Raw genomic sequence first — 13,658 nt, 5'->3', positions numbered from 1 at the left:
TTGGCTGATTATCCGGTACTTTCCTATGATACGCTGAAGCCTGATGGCGAGTCGTTTGAGCATGCACGACATTGTTCGGAGGGTTGCAAAATGAAAAACAAGATACTGGCATTGATGTTGTCCGCTCCCATGCTTGTGCTGGCGGCGGATTCGCCGGTCGGTTTCGTCAAGACGGTCAACGGCGAAGCCTCGGTCAGCCATCAGGGCAAAGCGGTCAGGGCCGAGGTGGGTACGCCGGTATTCGCCGGTTCGGTCCTCAGGACGGCAGCCCAGGCATCGCTCGGGGTCACCTTCAAGGACGAGACGGTGATGTCCTTTGGCCCCAATACCGAACTGACGGTGACCGAATATCTCTACGCGCCCGGCCAAGGCAAGCTCAAAATGGGCAGCAAGCTGACCCGCGGCAGCCTCAACTATGTTTCCGGCGTGATCGCCAAACTGCAGCCCGATGCGGTTTCGATAGAAACCCCGACCGGCACCATCGGCGTGCGCGGCACGCATTTTCTGGTCAATGTCGGGGAGTAAACCATGCGCCGAATTCATGCCAAACTGCTTGCCGCATTTCTGAGCATCGGCCTGCTCGGCGGTTGTGCCAGCAAGTCCTATGTCGTCCTGCTCGACAATCCCGATGGCTCCACCGGTGCAGTGGTGATCAAGGGCAGCAAGGGGGAGCAGGTCGTCGATCAGTCCGGCCACGGTGCCGCGCTGGACGGCTCGACCCGCGCCGCGCCGGTGGCGGCGGAAACAATACAGCGTGACTTCGGTAGCGCCATGGCGGCCCGGCCGATACTGCCCGAACGCTTCCTCCTGTATTTCGAGAGCGGCGGTGCCCGCCTGACCGAAGCCTCGGCAGCGCTGTTGCCGAAAATCATCGCTGCCGCCAACCGGCGTCCGGCGGTCGACGTCTCGATCATCGGCCACACCGACACCATCGGCAAGGCCGAGGTCAATGAGGCGCTGGCTTTACAGCGTGCCCAGGTGATCGCCGATCTGATCAAGGCCAGGGGACTGAAAGTCCATGCGCTGAGCGTCGAATCGCACGGCGAACGCAACCTGCTGGTGGCCACGGGGGACGAGGTCAGCGAACCGCGCAACCGGCGGGTTGAAATCTCCCTGCGCTGACGTTGAGGAATCGACCGCTGCCTTGAACAGCCGAAAGGATTGATCATGCCCGCAAGGTTCCAGTTCCGTTTTCAGTACTGGGTGTTGTCGGTACTCATGCTGATCGTCCTGTCGCTGACTGCCGGTTTCCTGTTTACGGTCTTCGGCAAGTTCCAGTCGATGATGGAAGACAACGCCCGCGAGCGCTTCTCGTTGCTCGCCCGCCAGTCGATCGAAGCCACCGGCGAACTGGTCGGCAAGGCGGGACTGATTGCCGGCAATCGAGCCGAAGACCGCCGCCCGTTTGATCCGGATGGCGCGGTACCGGAGCTGCTTGCCTCACTGGCGGTCAACCCCGATTTCTACGGTCAGTATTTTGGCCTGCCCGACGATGGGTTCGTCCAGGTCATCGGGATACGCGGCGACAGCCGGCTGATCGAGACGCTGCAGGCGCCGGCCGACACCTGGTTCGCCATTCGCCGGATCACAACCGTGACGGGTGGAGAACGTCAGGAGCGCTGGACCTTCCTTGACCGGCATCGTGAATTGCTGGGCCAGCGGGAAAATGCGGCACGGTTTGCGCCGACCTCGCGACCGTGGTTCCAGAGCGCCATGAAGAATCCGGGGCTGGCGGTGACGCCCCCGTATCTCTTTGCCTCCACCGGCCAGCTGGGGTTGACCATTTCCCGTGCCGTGTCCGGCCAGGCCGGCGTATTTGCCGTCGATATCAATCTGTCCCGACTGCAGGATTTTCTCGGCGAGCTGCCCTTGTCGCCCAATGCCGCGATCATGCTGCTTGACGCTGAGAACCGGGTGATCGGTTACAGCCTGCGCGGTGAGGCTTTTTCGGCTCTGGCAATCGAACCGCTGACCCGGCTCGACGCCATTCTCAACCCGACCTTGCAGGGCCTGGCCACGCTCAAGGAGCAGGATGGTGCGGCCGTCGTGCAGCTTGCGCAGTCGGGCAAGCCGGCGGATTTCGTGGTTGTCCGGCAATTGAGCGAGGCATTTCCGGGAGCGCGTTTCACCGTCATCGCCCTGGCACCGATCAGCGACTTTTCCGGTCCGATCGAGAAAGCGCGCGGCGACGTGATGGCGGTCTCGATCGGCATCACCTTGCTGCTGGTGCCGCTGGCCTTGCTCGGCTCGCGTCGGGTAGTCCATGCACTTGCCGCCCTGGCGCGGAATTCGGAGCGCCTGAAGCGCCTGGATTTCTCCGTCGAGCCGCAGCAGCCGGCCTCGTTCCTCTACGAGATCAATGCTCTGGGCGATGCCCAGATCGTCCTGCAGCACTCGATCCGGGACCGTACCTCGGCGCTGAATGTGGCCCAGGACAAGCTGCAGCACCTGGTTGAAATTGGGCTGATGCTGTCGCGGGAAAAAAACCGTGAGAAATTGCTGCGCCACATCCTGAAAAGTGCCCAGGAAATATCCCGTTGTGCGGCGGCGACGCTATATCTGAAAACCGAGCACGATACCCTGCGCTTTGCCCTGCGTACCGCCAGCGATGACCTGCATGATTTCGAGGTGCCGCTGCACGATCCGGTGAGCGGCGCACCCATGACCGGCTACGTATCGACCTATGTGGCGCTGAATAACGAGACTGTCGTCATCGACGATGTATACGGGGATACCCGCTTCGATCTCTCGGGGACCATGCAGTTCAGCGAGAAAACCGGGATGCGCGTGGTGTCGATGCTGACCATTCCCCTGTCGCCACGCGAGGGCGAGGTGATCGGGGTGCTGCAGTTGATGAACGCCCTCGATCCGGAAAGCGGGGTAGTCATCCCCTTTGCTCCGGAACTGGTGAGTTTCGTCGAGGCCCTGGCCGCACAATCGGCAGTCACGCTGGAGAACGTCAATCTGCTGGAGTCGCAGAAGCAGTTGATGGATGCCCTGATCAAGCTGGTGGCCGGCGCAATCGACGCCAAGAGTGCCTATACCGGCGGTCATTGCGAACGGGTGCCCGAACTGGCGATGATGCTCGCCGAAGCGGCTGCCGCGGTCGACAGCGGACCGCTGGCAGATTTTCGTTTCGCCAGTGAAGACGAGTGGCGGGAATTCCGCATCGGCGCGTGGCTGCACGATTGCGGCAAGGTGACGACACCTGAATACGTGGTCGACAAGGCAACCAAGCTCGAAACGATTTATAACCGGATTCACGAAGTTCGCACGCGTTTCGAGGTCCTGCTGCGCGACGCCGAGATCGAGCGCTTGCGAGCGATCCACGAGCGCGGCGAGGATGCGGCAGCGGCCGATGCCCGCTTTGCCGAGCGGCGGGCGCAACTGCTCGACGATTTTGCCTTCATCGCCGAGGCCAATATCGGCGGCGAATTCATGGCGCCGGAAAAGGTGGCGCGCGTCGGACAGATTGCCGAAGAGACCTGGCTGCGTCATTTCGACGACAGCCTGGGACTGTCGCAGGAAGAAATCCGTCGGCGCGGACCATTCCCGGCCCAGCCCCTGCCCGTGCGCGAGAAGCTGCTGGCCGACAAGCCGTGGCATGTGGTCCCGCGCGAGCCAGGGCGCCAGACTTTCGATCCGGCGCATGGCTGGAAGGTGACGGTGCCGGAAAACCTGTACAACTTCGGCGAGGTATACAACCTGGGAATTGCCCGTGGCACGCTGACTGAAGAGGAACGCTTCAAGATCAACGAACACATCATCCAGACGATCCTGATGCTGGAACAACTGCCGCTGCCGAAATCGCTGCGCCGGGTGCCCGAGTACGCCGGCACGCACCACGAGACGATGATCGGAACGGGGTACCCGCGACGGCTGAACGCCGACGATCTTTCCATCCCGTCGCGGATCATGGCCATTGCCGACATCTTCGAGGCGCTGACGGCGTCGGACCGGCCGTACAAGCCGATGAAGACGCTGTCGGAATCGATCAAGATACTTTCCTTCTTCAAGAAGGATCAGCATATCGATCCGGTGTTGTTCGATCTGTTCCTGACCTCCGGCATTTACCGCGTCTACGCCGAACGTTTCCTCAAACCGGAGCAGATCGACGAGGTCGATATCAGCCGCTTCATCGGCTGAGCGTCTTCAGTCTGCGCGCAGTATCAACCGGGCCAGCAGGCCGCCGCCCGGGTTGGCCAGCAATTCCAGCCGGCCGCCGTGCAACTGGGCGATGCGCTCGACGATGGCCAGGCCGAGTCCGGTCCCGCTGGCGTCGGTGCGGGCGTTTTCCAGGCGGGTGAACGGACGCTTGAGGCGCTCGGTTTCGCCTTCCGGAATGCCGGGGCCGCAATCGGCGATTTCGATGCGGATTTCCCGGTCGACCGCAACCGCCTTCAGGCTGATGGCGCCGCCACCGTATTTCCAGGCGTTGTCGAGCAGATTGACCACGGCACGGCTGATGGCGCGCGGGCGGACGCTGGCGGTCGATACGCCGTCCAGGTCGATTTTCAGACCGCGGCCGATGGCCGCCTGGCGCTCGCCGATGGCGGCGAGCAGGGCGGCCAGGTTGGTCGCTTCCGGCGCCTCGCCGGACTCGGTGCGGGCGTAGTCCATGAATTGCGAGATCACCGCTTCCATCTGCTCGATATCCGCGACGATGCCCTGGCGGGCGCTTTCGTCGGCGACGCTCATTTCGGCTTCCAGGCGCAACCGGGTCAGTGGGGTGCGCAGGTCGTGCGAGATGCCGGCCAGCACTTCCGAGCGATCCTTCTCATGGCGGGCCAGATCGCTGGCCATGGTGTTGAAGGCAGAGGCTAGTGCCCGCATTTCTTCCGCCCCATCCTCGGGCAAGGGCGACGGTGTCTGGCCGCGGCCGACGGCCTGTGCCGAACTGGCCATGGCTTTCAACGGGCGGGTAATGCGCGAGGCGATCAGCCAGGCGACCAGCAGGGCCAGTGCCACGGCCAGCGCCGCCCAGCTCAGCCAGCGGGTGGCGAAACTCCGGCTGACCCGCTCGCGTGGCAAAACCAGCCAATATTCGTCCTCGTCGCGCTCGTCGAGCCGGAAGCTGATCCAGAAACCCGGTTCGTCATTGACCTCGGCGGCGATCCGCGTCGCCGGGCCGAGCCGGGCGACGACCGCTTCGCGCATCAGCTGGTGAAAGCGCGAATCCGGCATCGGCAGGAGGCGATCCTGGGGTTCGGCCGGCAGCAGGCGAATGCCCTCGCGCGACGAGAACTCGGCGAACAGCCCGGGGCGCTTGTCCGGCGCCGCGGCGAACAGCGAGGCACGGATCAGGTTGACCGCCGAGGTGGCCATGTTGGCGGACTCGCGGGCGCGCGGTTCGACATCGATATGGCTGAACAGCGCCAGCCAGCCCGCCGTGCTGCTCAGCACCAGCAGGGCCAGCAACAGGAAGGTGCGCGCCAGCAGCGAGCGCGGCATCAGCTTTCCTTGGCGGCGCCGTCAGGCATGAAGACGTAGCCGAAGCCCCAGACCGTCTGCAGGTAGCGGGGCTGCGAGGGATCCTTCTCGATCAGCTTGCGCAGGCGGCTGACCTGTACGTCGATGGCCCGGTCGAAGGGGCCTTGCTCGCGGCCCCGGGCCAGGGTCATCAGCTTGTCGCGCGACAGCGGCTGGCGCGGGTTCTGCAGCAGGACCTTGAGTACGGCGAATTCGCCGGTGGTCAGCGGCAGCAGTTCGTCGCCGCGCTTCAGGGTACGAGCCGAAAAATCGACTTCAAGATTGCCGAAACGGATGCTTTCCGGGGTTTCCTCCGGGGCGCCGGGCGGCATGTTGCCCTGGCGGCGCAGGACGGCGTGGATGCGGGCGAGCAGTTCGCGCGGATTGAAGGGTTTGGGCAGGTAGTCGTCGGCCCCCATCTCCAGGCCGACGATGCGGTCCACTTCGTCGCCCTTGGCGGTCAGCATGATGATCGGCGTGCGGTCGCCCTGGCCGCGCAAGCGGCGGCAGATCGACAAACCGTCTTCGCCCGGCATCATCAGATCGAGGACGATCAGGTGGTAATGCTCGCGGCTGCGTGCCTTGTCCATTTGCTGTCCGTCGCCGACCGCCTTGACGACAAACCCCTGCTCGCCAAGGTAGCGGGTGAGCAGTTCGCGCAGGCGGGCGTCGTCATCGACGACCAGGAGGTGTTGGTTGTTTTCGTTCATGCTCGAAGGATAGCGCCTGACGGAAAATGGAGTACGGCAAATGGTAACAAAGGATATCGACGAGCCACGCCGGGAAACATTCGATTACAACTTGCCGCGCTGTGGGGTTAACCGTGGACGGACAATGAGTGTGCTCCGAAAAGGATAGAATACGCCGCACCATGAAGTCCCGCTCACTGATCCTGATTCTTTCGCTGATGGCGACCGCGCCGGCTCTGGCCGAGCCACCGCGGCGCGAACTGCCGCCCGAAGAAAAGCGGGAAATGCGCCAGCAGATGCGGGAGCACTGGTATCGCGAAAACATCGGCCCGCAACGCGCCGATGATGCACGTCCGGCAAACTGGCGAGATTTGCCCCCCGATGAACGCCGCCGCTTGCGCGAGGAAATGCGCCAGCAGAATGACCGCGATGATCGTCGGGACAAGCGCGGCTCGCGCAAGGGCGACTAATACCGCTGCCTTGGGGCTCTCCGGTAGAATGATGCCCCATGCAGATACTTGCCCTAGAAACCTCCACCGAAACGGGTTCCTGCGCCTTGTGGCAGGACGGCGCGGTGATCGAACGCATTTGTCCGCCCGGGCGCTCGCATTCGGAAACGCTGTTGCCGCTCGTGCGCGAATTGCTGGCTGAGAGTGGCATCGCCATCGGCCAGCTCGATGCGATAGCCTTCGATACGGGTCCCGGTGCCTTTACCGGCTTGCGCGTGGCCTGCGGTGCCGCCCAAGGGCTGGCTGTCGCCGCCGACCTGCCGCTGCTGCCGGTGGTCAGTCTGGAAGCCATGGCCGCCGCGACCGGGGCAGAGCAGGTGCTTGCCTTGCTCGACGCCCGCATGGGCGAGGTTTACAGCGCCAGCTATCGGCGCCGGGGCGACGTCATGGTTCTGCAAGGCGGTATCCGGGTCACGGCACCGGACAATGTCGATCTGCCATCCGCCGACTGGCTAGCCTGCGGCAATGCCCTGACGGCCTATCCGGCACTGGCCGAACGCCTGGGGGCTGCCCTGACATTAATGCCGTCCATCCTGCCGGAAGCCTCATGGCTGGCCCGTCTCGGGGCATTGAAATTGGCGGCCGGCGAGGGCATCGATCCGGCGCTGGCGGCACCGCTGTACATCCGTGACAAGGTCGCCAAGACGATCAGTGAACGCTTGAGCGAAGGTGGGCGCGCGTGAATCGTCCGCTTCCGTTGCTGACCGTCGAGTATTTTCCGATGGCCGAGTCCGATCTCGACGCAGTCGCTGCGCTGGAAGCCTCGCTGCAGGCTTTTCCCTGGACCCGGGGTAATTTTGCCGATTCCCTGCATGCCGGCTACAGTGCCTGGGTAGCGCGTCTGGGCGGCGAACTGATCGGGTTTTCGGTGGTCATGCGCGTGCTCGACGAAGCGCATCTGCTGAACATCGGCGTCGCCGGTAAATATCAGGGGCAGGGCTACGGCGCCCGTTTGCTGCGCAATGCCATGGACGCCGCCCGCATGGCCGGTACGCACCGGATGTTCCTTGAAGTGAGGCCGAGCAACGCGCGCGCGGTCGAGCTCTATCGCCATTTTGGCTTCCGGCAACTGGGCGTTCGTCGGGAATACTATCCGGCGGCCATCGGTCGCGAGGATGCGCTGGTTTTCGAAAAGGAGCTGGCATGAGCCTGAGCCGGGAACAGATGCTGGTCGAAATGGGCATCTCGCCCCTGTGGGTGTTGCGGGACGCGCCGCCGGCATCGCCGCCCGAGCCGATACCGGTGGTCGCGGCCGACGCACCGGCCGTGGAGCTAGTCCCGGAGCAGGCATCGCCATCAACCGTCGCCACCGATACGATGGACTGGCCGACGCTGGAGGCGGCGATCTCCGAATGCCGCAACTGCGGCCTTTGCCAGCAGCGCAAGCAGGCGGTTACCGGCGTGGGCGACCGCAATCCCGACTGGCTGTTCATCGGCGAGGGGCCGGGAGCGGAAGAGGACATGCGTGGCGAGCCCTTCGTCGGGCAGGCCGGCAAGCTGCTCGACGCCATGCTGGCGGCGCTCGATCTGGCCCGCGGCGACAAGGTTTATATCGCCAATGCCGTGAAGTGCCGGCCACCCAACAACCGCACGCCGGAAGCCGCCGAGATGGCGGCCTGCCGCCCCTGGCTGGTCCGCCAGATCGAGTTGCTCAAACCACGTGTGATCGTGCTGCTCGGCAAGGCTGCCGTACATTCGGTACTGGGCGATGACCGGGCGCTCGGCGCCATGCGCGGCCAGTCTTTCGAGTACAAGGGCATCCCTGTGGCGGTGACTTACCACCCGGCTTACCTGTTGCGCAACCTGCCGGACAAGGCCAAGGCCTGGGAAGATCTACTGTTTGCCCGACGGCTGCTGAAGCGGGTAAATCAATAAAATTAACAGCCCCTAGGGTAATACCCGGTTCCCGCGGCATGCCTTTGTTTTTAAGCTATGACGAACAACACAAAGAAGAAGAAGGTGTTCGTCCATGTCGAATCCCCTCGACACAAACAACGGCGGGCCAATTTGCAATCTCGATTACCTGCTGGTGAATCTTGGTCGTAATCGGGCGGCCGCCAACCGGCTGGTTCAGCTATTCCTCGAAAATCATCCCCACTTGCTTGCCCGGCTCGAACATGCGGCAAAGGAGAATGATATTGCAGCGATGCAGGATGTCGTGCACGACATCCGCGGAAGCTGCGTCCTGTTTTCGGCGCACCGTGCCGTTGCGCTGGCGCGGGAACTCGAATACGTCCTGCATTGCCACCGCCAGGATGGAGCGGGTATCAACTGGCTGGCGCGCAGTGCCGCACTGCGCAATGCGCTAGTCGCAGTCCATGACGAACTGAGGCGTTACCAGGAAGAGAATCCGGCTTCCGATCTCAGTTGAGCAGGCCGTTCTGAACGGCGAAACGTGTCAGACCGGTGACGTCGTGGACGCCAATCCGCTGCATCAAACGCGCCCGATGAAACTCGACGGTTTTCGGGCTGATGCCGAGATCGCGGGCAATTTCCTTGGTGGTGTGCCCGTTGGCAACCAGGCGCAGGATCTCGGTTTGCCGTGCGGTGAGTCCATCGCAAGGCGAAGCCGAATCGGTGCCGTGTTGTTCGCTGATTTTCGATGACAGGAAGGGGCGTTGTTCCATGACGGCCAGCAAGGCCTGCTGCAACTCGTCGAGGATGAAATCCTTGAGCAGATACCCGTTCGCGCCGGCATCGAAGGCCTGGTCGACAACGTCACGCCGGTCGATGCTCGACAGGATCAGGATGCGCACTTGCGGATTGCTGCGACGGACCAGTCGCGCCACCTCAATGCCCGACAGGCCTGGCATGGCAATATCCAGCAGGACGACATCGGGCGAGCTACGTTCGATCTCCGCGATGGCCTGCCGGCCGTCAGCGCATTCGGCAAGCACTTGATAGCCGGGGAGCGATTCGAGCAAAGCCCGAATGCCTGCGCGGACCAGCAAGTGGTCGTCTACTAAAACTATTCGCACGGTATTCATCGTGCGGACAGAATATGCCAAAACCGCCGCCTTGTGCCACCCACTGGGGTTTTACCTTGGGGCGCCCAGCACCGGCATGGTGATACCCAAACGCAGGGAGAGCAGGCGCAACAGCAAGACGATACCCATCGCGGCCCAGGCCGCGTTGACCGCAGGCAGTCCGAGTTCCTGCATGGCGATCAGTGACAGTGCGCCAATCCAGGCTGCCGTTGCATACAGCTCTCCCTTGAGGAAGATGCTGGGGACGTCATTGCACAGGATGTCGCGGAGCACGCCGCCGACCACGCCGGTGATCACGCCCATCAAGCTGGCGGCCAGCCAGGGCACATGCCACTGCAGCGCGATCTGGGTGCCGATGATGGTAAACAGGGCCAAGCCGATGGCGTCGGGTATCTGGAACAACTGCTGCGGCACGTTGATGCGGCGGACCACGAAAAAAGCCCCCATGCCGGTCGCCAGGGCAGTCATCAGGTAAGCCTGGTCGGCCACCCAGAAAACGTTGCGATCGAGCAGCAGGTCGCGGACGGTGCCGCCGCCAAGCGCCGTGGCCACGGCGACCAATAGCGCCCCGATGAGATCCATCTGCTTGCGGCTGGCGTCGAGCACACCGGTCAGTGCGTTGACTGCCACCGCGGACATGCCGACCCAGTAGAGCAGGGCGTCCATGCTCATGTCAGCGCAGGTTTTCCTTCATGGCCCGCTGAGCTTCGCGCTTGCCTTCCTTTTCCTGCTGGTCGGCACGTTTGTCGTATTGCTTCTTGCCCTTGGCCAGACCGATTTCGAGCTTGATCCGGCCGCGGACGAAATGCAGGTCGAGCGGGACCAGCGCGTAGCCGGCACGCTCGACCTTGCCGATCAACTTGCCGATCTCGCGCGCGTGCAGCAGCAATTTCCGGGTGCGTACCGGGTCGTGGTGGTTATGGGTCGATGCCGTCGACAGCGGGCTGATGTGCATGCCGATCAGGAACAGTTCGCCATGGCGGATGATGACGTAGGATTCCTTGATGTTCATGCGGCCAGCACGAATCGCCTTGACTTCCCAACCTTCAAGGACCATGCCTGCCTCATACTTCTCTTCGACGAAGTAATCGTGAAAGGCTTTTTTGTTGACCGTAATGCTCATGCCGCCACGCGATCCATTAAAATCCGCGATTCTACAGGATTACAGGAACGCTGCCGCCGCATGGCCCTGGTCGAAAAAACAGTCTTGATCGAACATTCTGCGCAGCAGATGTTCGAGTTGGTGGATCGTTGCGAGGACTATCCGGCTTTCCTGCCGTGGTGCAGTCGCACCGAGCTCAAGTTGCGCGACGACACGAAGACCGTGGCGACGCTGCACATCAACTACCACGCGGTGAAGTCGAGTTTCACCACCGAGAACGACAAGGAATTCCCGACCCTGATGAAAATCCGTCTGGTCGATGGCCCGTTCCGGCATCTCGAGGGGGCCTGGCATTTCCGCCCCTTGGCTGAAAACGCCTGCAAGATCGAGTTCAGGCTGCATTACGAGTTTTCCAGCAAATTGTTCGAGAAAATCATCGGCCCGGTGTTCAGCCACATCGCCAACACCTTCGTCGATGCCTTCGTGCGCCGTGCCGCGCAGGTCTATGGAGCCAACCATGGCGGATGAAATGATCAACATCGAAGTCTGTTACCCGCTGCCCGACAAGCAGGAAGTTGTCCGTTTGCGTCTGCCGGCCGGCAGTGTGCTGAAGCAGGCGGTTGAAGCTTCGGGGCTGGTCGAGAAATACCCGGAAATCGATCTGGCGAAGAACAAGTTCGGCATCTGGAACAAGCTGTCGAAACTCGATGCCGCGTTGCGCGACTTCGACCGGGTGGAAATCTATCGGCCGCTGATCGCCGACCCCAAGGAGGTACGCAAGCAACGGGCGGCCGAAGGCAAGGTCATGAAGAAGGGCGCCGGCGATGCCGACGCCTGAGGCTTACTTGCAGGCATCCTGCATGATGCGGCGGGTGCGGTCCATTTCCTGCCGGCGTTGAGCCGGGCTGATGACCGAGACGCTGCCATCCTTGGCGGCCTGACTGACCGGCGTATCCGATTGCAGCATGCGGTAATTGTTGCGCGCCCGCTCGCAGGTTTCGCGTTTTTCCTTGAGCGCGGCGGCTTCCTTTTCGGCTTTCTCGGCTTTTTCCCGCGCTTCCTGCTGACGCTTGCGGAACTCGACTTCCTGTTCTGCCGCCGATTGTGGGGCGGTCTGGGCCGGCGGTTCTGCGTTTGCTTTTTCGGGCTCAGTCGTGCCGGTCGCCACATTCGGCTGCCGTACGCCAAGCGAGCGAGCGCCGCGCGCACTTGCCGGTGGCGGCGTGTCGGAAATGACTGTCTTGCCGCTGGCGTCCTTCCACTGGTAAGTCTGGGCCTGCGCGGTCATCAGGCTGACACTCGAGGCCAGTGCCAGTGCAACAATCAGCGATTTCTTCATGGTCCGGTCATCGGGCTTTGCAAAGGATTTCTGTATAATACGATTTTGTGACCTTGGATCAAAGGCCATGCGACTTCTGCAAAAAGCCCTGACTTTCGACGACGTCCTGCTCGTCCCCGCCCATTCTCAAGTTCTTCCCCGCGATGTCAGCCTCGCCACGCGCCTGACCCGCGACATCACCCTGAACCTGCCGCTGCTGTCGGCCGCCATGGATACCGTGACCGAAGGCCGGTTGGCTATTGCTATGGCCCAGGAAGGCGGTATCGGCATCATTCACAAGAACCTCTCGTCCCGTGCCCAGGCCGCCGAAGTGGCCAAGGTCAAGCGTTTCGAGTCGGGCATCCTGCGCGATCCGATCACCGTGACGCCGAACATGACGGTGCGCGATGTCCTTGAAATCACCCGCCAGCACAAGATTTCCGGCCTGCCGGTGATCGACAAGAACGGCAAGGTGGTCGGCATCGTCACCAACCGCGACCTGCGTTTCGAAACCAACCTCGACCAACCCGTGAAGTCGATCATGACGCCGCGCAAGCGCCTGGTTACGGTCAACGAGGAAGCCAGTGTCGAGGATGCCAAGGAACTGATCCGTCTGCACCGCCTGGAGCGCGTGCTGGTGGTCAATGCCAATTTTGAACTGCGGGGCCTGATTACCGTCAAGGACATCCTCAAGTCGACTGAACATCCGCTCGCCAACAAGGACGCCAGCGGTCGTTTGCGTGCCGGCGCCGCGGTCGGCGTCGGTGCCGGTACGGAAGAGCGCGTCGAATTGCTGGCTGAGGCCGGCGTCGATGTGGTGGTCGTCGATACCGCCCACGGTCATTCGCAGGGCGTGCTTGATCGCGTTCGCTGGGTCAAGAAGAACTACCCGCAGATTCAGGTCATCGGCGGCAACATTGCCACCGCCGACGCCGCGCGCGCACTGGTTGATGCCGGCGCCGACGGGGTCAAGGTCGGCATCGGCCCCGGTTCGATCTGCACCACGCGCATCGTCGCCGGTGTCGGCGTGCCGCAGATCACCGCCATCCAGAACGTTTCCGAAGCGCTCAAGGGCACCGGCGTGCCGATGATCGCCGACGGCGGCATCCGCTACTCCGGCGACATCGCCAAGGCGATTGCCGCAGGTGCCGACACGGTCATGCTCGGCGGCCTGTTCGCCGGCACCGAGGAAGCCCCGGGCGAGGTCGAGCTGTTCCAGGGCCGCTCCTACAAGTCCTACCGGGGCATGGGCTCCCTGGGAGCCATGCAGGCCGGCTCCTCGGATCGCTACTTCCAGGAGAACACCGGTAACGTCGACAAGTTCGTGCCGGAAGGTATCGAAGGCCGCGTCCCGTACAAGGGCTCGGTACTTGCCGTGATCCACCAGTTGATGGGCGGCCTGCGCTCGTCGATGGGCTACCTGGGCACGCCGAGCATCGCCGACATGCACGAGAAAGCCTGTTTCGTCGAGATCACTTCGGCCGGCATCCGCGAGTCGCACGTGCACGACGTGCAGATCACCAAGGAAGCGCCGAACTATCACCTCGACTGATCGTTCCAGTGTCCAGAAGGGCGGCTAATTCA

17 protein-coding genes are annotated in these 13,658 nt (G+C 62.7%); 11 read left to right on the top strand and 6 right to left on the bottom strand.

Features of this window, described 5'->3' with window-relative positions; translation table 11 throughout:
• Window positions 1–90 precede the first annotated feature (90 nt).
• Genes Q0799_RS08705 through Q0799_RS08695 form a run of 3 tightly spaced genes read left to right on the top strand, consistent with a single transcriptional unit; the run spans window position 91 to window position 4,146 of the window.
• On the top strand, window positions 91–525 hold the full coding sequence (locus Q0799_RS08705; RefSeq protein WP_298397182.1) for a FecR domain-containing protein: 435 nt from the start codon (window positions 91–93) through the stop codon (window positions 523–525).
• A 3-nt stretch (window positions 526–528) separates the two neighbouring features.
• Window positions 529–1,122 (top strand): OmpA family protein, encoded by a 594-nt coding sequence (locus tag Q0799_RS08700; protein WP_298397179.1) that lies wholly within the window; start codon window positions 529–531, stop codon window positions 1,120–1,122.
• Between the two features lie 45 nt (window positions 1,123–1,167).
• Window positions 1,168–4,146, top strand: coding sequence for an HD domain-containing phosphohydrolase (locus Q0799_RS08695; RefSeq protein WP_298397176.1), 2,979 nt, complete (start codon window positions 1,168–1,170; stop codon window positions 4,144–4,146).
• A 6-nt stretch (window positions 4,147–4,152) separates the two neighbouring features.
• On the opposite strand, the gene Q0799_RS08690 is transcribed toward Q0799_RS08695, so the two are convergent.
• Complete coding sequence (locus tag Q0799_RS08690; RefSeq protein ID WP_298397174.1) at window positions 4,153–5,451, bottom strand: ATP-binding protein; 1,299 nt, start codon at window positions 5,449–5,451, stop codon at window positions 4,153–4,155.
• The gene (ompR, locus tag Q0799_RS08685) at window positions 5,451–6,179 is read right to left on the bottom strand and encodes a two-component system response regulator OmpR (protein WP_298397170.1); all 729 of its coding nucleotides are present in this window, start codon (window positions 6,177–6,179) and stop codon (window positions 5,451–5,453) included. Before ompR ends, Q0799_RS08690 begins: the two co-directional genes overlap by 1 nt.
• A 161-nt stretch (window positions 6,180–6,340) precedes the next feature.
• Here ompR and Q0799_RS08680 point away from each other — a divergent pair, with 161 nt between their 5' ends.
• From Q0799_RS08680 to Q0799_RS08660, 5 genes are all read left to right on the top strand, one after another.
• Entirely contained in the window at window positions 6,341–6,628 is a 288-nt protein-coding gene (locus tag Q0799_RS08680; RefSeq protein WP_298397168.1) for a hypothetical protein, read from the top strand.
• 38 nt (window positions 6,629–6,666) lie between these two features.
• Window positions 6,667–7,350: a tRNA (adenosine(37)-N6)-threonylcarbamoyltransferase complex dimerization subunit type 1 TsaB gene (gene tsaB / locus Q0799_RS08675; RefSeq protein ID WP_298397166.1), complete on the top strand. Its 684-nt coding sequence runs from the start codon at window positions 6,667–6,669 to the stop codon at window positions 7,348–7,350.
• On the top strand, window positions 7,347–7,814 hold the full coding sequence (gene rimI / locus Q0799_RS08670; protein WP_366940769.1) for a ribosomal protein S18-alanine N-acetyltransferase: 468 nt from the start codon (window positions 7,347–7,349) through the stop codon (window positions 7,812–7,814). Before tsaB ends, rimI begins: the two co-directional genes overlap by 4 nt.
• On the top strand, window positions 7,811–8,542 hold the full coding sequence (locus Q0799_RS08665; protein ID WP_298397164.1) for a uracil-DNA glycosylase: 732 nt from the start codon (window positions 7,811–7,813) through the stop codon (window positions 8,540–8,542). The genes rimI and Q0799_RS08665 overlap by 4 nt, the downstream gene beginning before the upstream one ends.
• A gap of 94 nt (window positions 8,543–8,636) precedes the next feature.
• Window positions 8,637–9,038, top strand: a complete 402-nt coding sequence (locus Q0799_RS08660; RefSeq protein ID WP_298397162.1) for an Hpt domain-containing protein — start codon at window positions 8,637–8,639, stop codon at window positions 9,036–9,038.
• Here Q0799_RS08660 and Q0799_RS08655 read toward each other — a convergent pair.
• Genes Q0799_RS08655 through smpB form a run of 3 tightly spaced genes read right to left on the bottom strand, consistent with a single transcriptional unit; the run spans window position 9,031 to window position 10,777 of the window.
• A complete protein-coding gene (locus Q0799_RS08655) occupies window positions 9,031–9,654 on the bottom strand; it encodes a response regulator transcription factor (protein ID WP_298397442.1) in 624 nt (207 codons plus the stop codon). The two genes, Q0799_RS08660 and Q0799_RS08655, sit on opposite strands and share 8 nt — an antisense overlap.
• 51 nt (window positions 9,655–9,705) lie before the next feature.
• Complete coding sequence (locus tag Q0799_RS08650) at window positions 9,706–10,326, bottom strand: TRIC cation channel family protein (protein ID WP_298397160.1); 621 nt, start codon at window positions 10,324–10,326, stop codon at window positions 9,706–9,708.
• A gap of 1 nt (window position 10,327) precedes the next feature.
• On the bottom strand, window positions 10,328–10,777 hold the full coding sequence (smpB, locus tag Q0799_RS08645) for an SsrA-binding protein SmpB (RefSeq protein ID WP_298397158.1): 450 nt from the start codon (window positions 10,775–10,777) through the stop codon (window positions 10,328–10,330).
• Window positions 10,778–10,837: 60 nt separating this feature from the next.
• Here smpB and Q0799_RS08640 point away from each other — a divergent pair, with 60 nt between their 5' ends.
• Window positions 10,838–11,284, top strand: a complete 447-nt coding sequence (locus tag Q0799_RS08640) for a type II toxin-antitoxin system RatA family toxin (protein WP_298397156.1) — start codon at window positions 10,838–10,840, stop codon at window positions 11,282–11,284.
• On the top strand, window positions 11,274–11,594 hold the full coding sequence (locus tag Q0799_RS08635) for an RnfH family protein (protein ID WP_298397153.1): 321 nt from the start codon (window positions 11,274–11,276) through the stop codon (window positions 11,592–11,594). Before Q0799_RS08640 ends, Q0799_RS08635 begins: the two co-directional genes overlap by 11 nt.
• Before the next feature lie 3 nt (window positions 11,595–11,597).
• On the opposite strand, the gene Q0799_RS08630 is transcribed toward Q0799_RS08635, so the two are convergent.
• A complete protein-coding gene (locus Q0799_RS08630; protein WP_298397150.1) occupies window positions 11,598–12,095 on the bottom strand; it encodes a DUF4124 domain-containing protein in 498 nt (165 codons plus the stop codon).
• A 67-nt stretch (window positions 12,096–12,162) separates the two neighbouring features.
• Here Q0799_RS08630 and guaB point away from each other — a divergent pair, with 67 nt between their 5' ends.
• Window positions 12,163–13,626 (top strand): IMP dehydrogenase, encoded by a 1,464-nt coding sequence (gene guaB / locus Q0799_RS08625; RefSeq protein ID WP_298397147.1) that lies wholly within the window; start codon window positions 12,163–12,165, stop codon window positions 13,624–13,626.
• Window positions 13,627–13,658: the final 32 nt, after the last annotated feature.

Source organism: uncultured Azonexus sp. (genome assembly GCF_937982035.1).
GTDB lineage: Bacteria > Pseudomonadota > Gammaproteobacteria > Burkholderiales > Rhodocyclaceae > Azonexus.
This window is presented reverse-complemented; position numbering and strand designations above follow the sequence as displayed.

Coding starts and splice junctions, on each gene's coding strand:
- Q0799_RS08705 (WP_298397182.1), top strand. CDS start 91: ATGAAAAACAAGATACTGGCATTGATGTTGTCCGCTCCCATGCTTGTG.
- Q0799_RS08700 (WP_298397179.1), top strand. CDS start 529: ATGCGCCGAATTCATGCCAAACTGCTTGCCGCATTTCTGAGCATCGGC.
- Q0799_RS08695 (WP_298397176.1), top strand. CDS start 1,168: ATGCCCGCAAGGTTCCAGTTCCGTTTTCAGTACTGGGTGTTGTCGGTA.
- Q0799_RS08690 (WP_298397174.1), bottom strand. CDS start 5,451: ATGCCGCGCTCGCTGCTGGCGCGCACCTTCCTGTTGCTGGCCCTGCTG.
- ompR (WP_298397170.1), bottom strand. CDS start 6,179: ATGAACGAAAACAACCAACACCTCCTGGTCGTCGATGACGACGCCCGC.
- Q0799_RS08680 (WP_298397168.1), top strand. CDS start 6,341: ATGAAGTCCCGCTCACTGATCCTGATTCTTTCGCTGATGGCGACCGCG.
- tsaB (WP_298397166.1), top strand. CDS start 6,667: ATGCAGATACTTGCCCTAGAAACCTCCACCGAAACGGGTTCCTGCGCC.
- Q0799_RS08665 (WP_298397164.1), top strand. CDS start 7,811: ATGAGCCTGAGCCGGGAACAGATGCTGGTCGAAATGGGCATCTCGCCC.
- Q0799_RS08660 (WP_298397162.1), top strand. CDS start 8,637: ATGTCGAATCCCCTCGACACAAACAACGGCGGGCCAATTTGCAATCTC.
- Q0799_RS08655 (WP_298397442.1), bottom strand. CDS start 9,654: ATGAATACCGTGCGAATAGTTTTAGTAGACGACCACTTGCTGGTCCGC.
- Q0799_RS08650 (WP_298397160.1), bottom strand. CDS start 10,326: ATGAGCATGGACGCCCTGCTCTACTGGGTCGGCATGTCCGCGGTGGCA.
- smpB (WP_298397158.1), bottom strand. CDS start 10,777: ATGAGCATTACGGTCAACAAAAAAGCCTTTCACGATTACTTCGTCGAA.
- Q0799_RS08640 (WP_298397156.1), top strand. CDS start 10,838: ATGGCCCTGGTCGAAAAAACAGTCTTGATCGAACATTCTGCGCAGCAG.
- Q0799_RS08635 (WP_298397153.1), top strand. CDS start 11,274: ATGGCGGATGAAATGATCAACATCGAAGTCTGTTACCCGCTGCCCGAC.
- Q0799_RS08630 (WP_298397150.1), bottom strand. CDS start 12,095: ATGAAGAAATCGCTGATTGTTGCACTGGCACTGGCCTCGAGTGTCAGC.
- guaB (WP_298397147.1), top strand. CDS start 12,163: ATGCGACTTCTGCAAAAAGCCCTGACTTTCGACGACGTCCTGCTCGTC.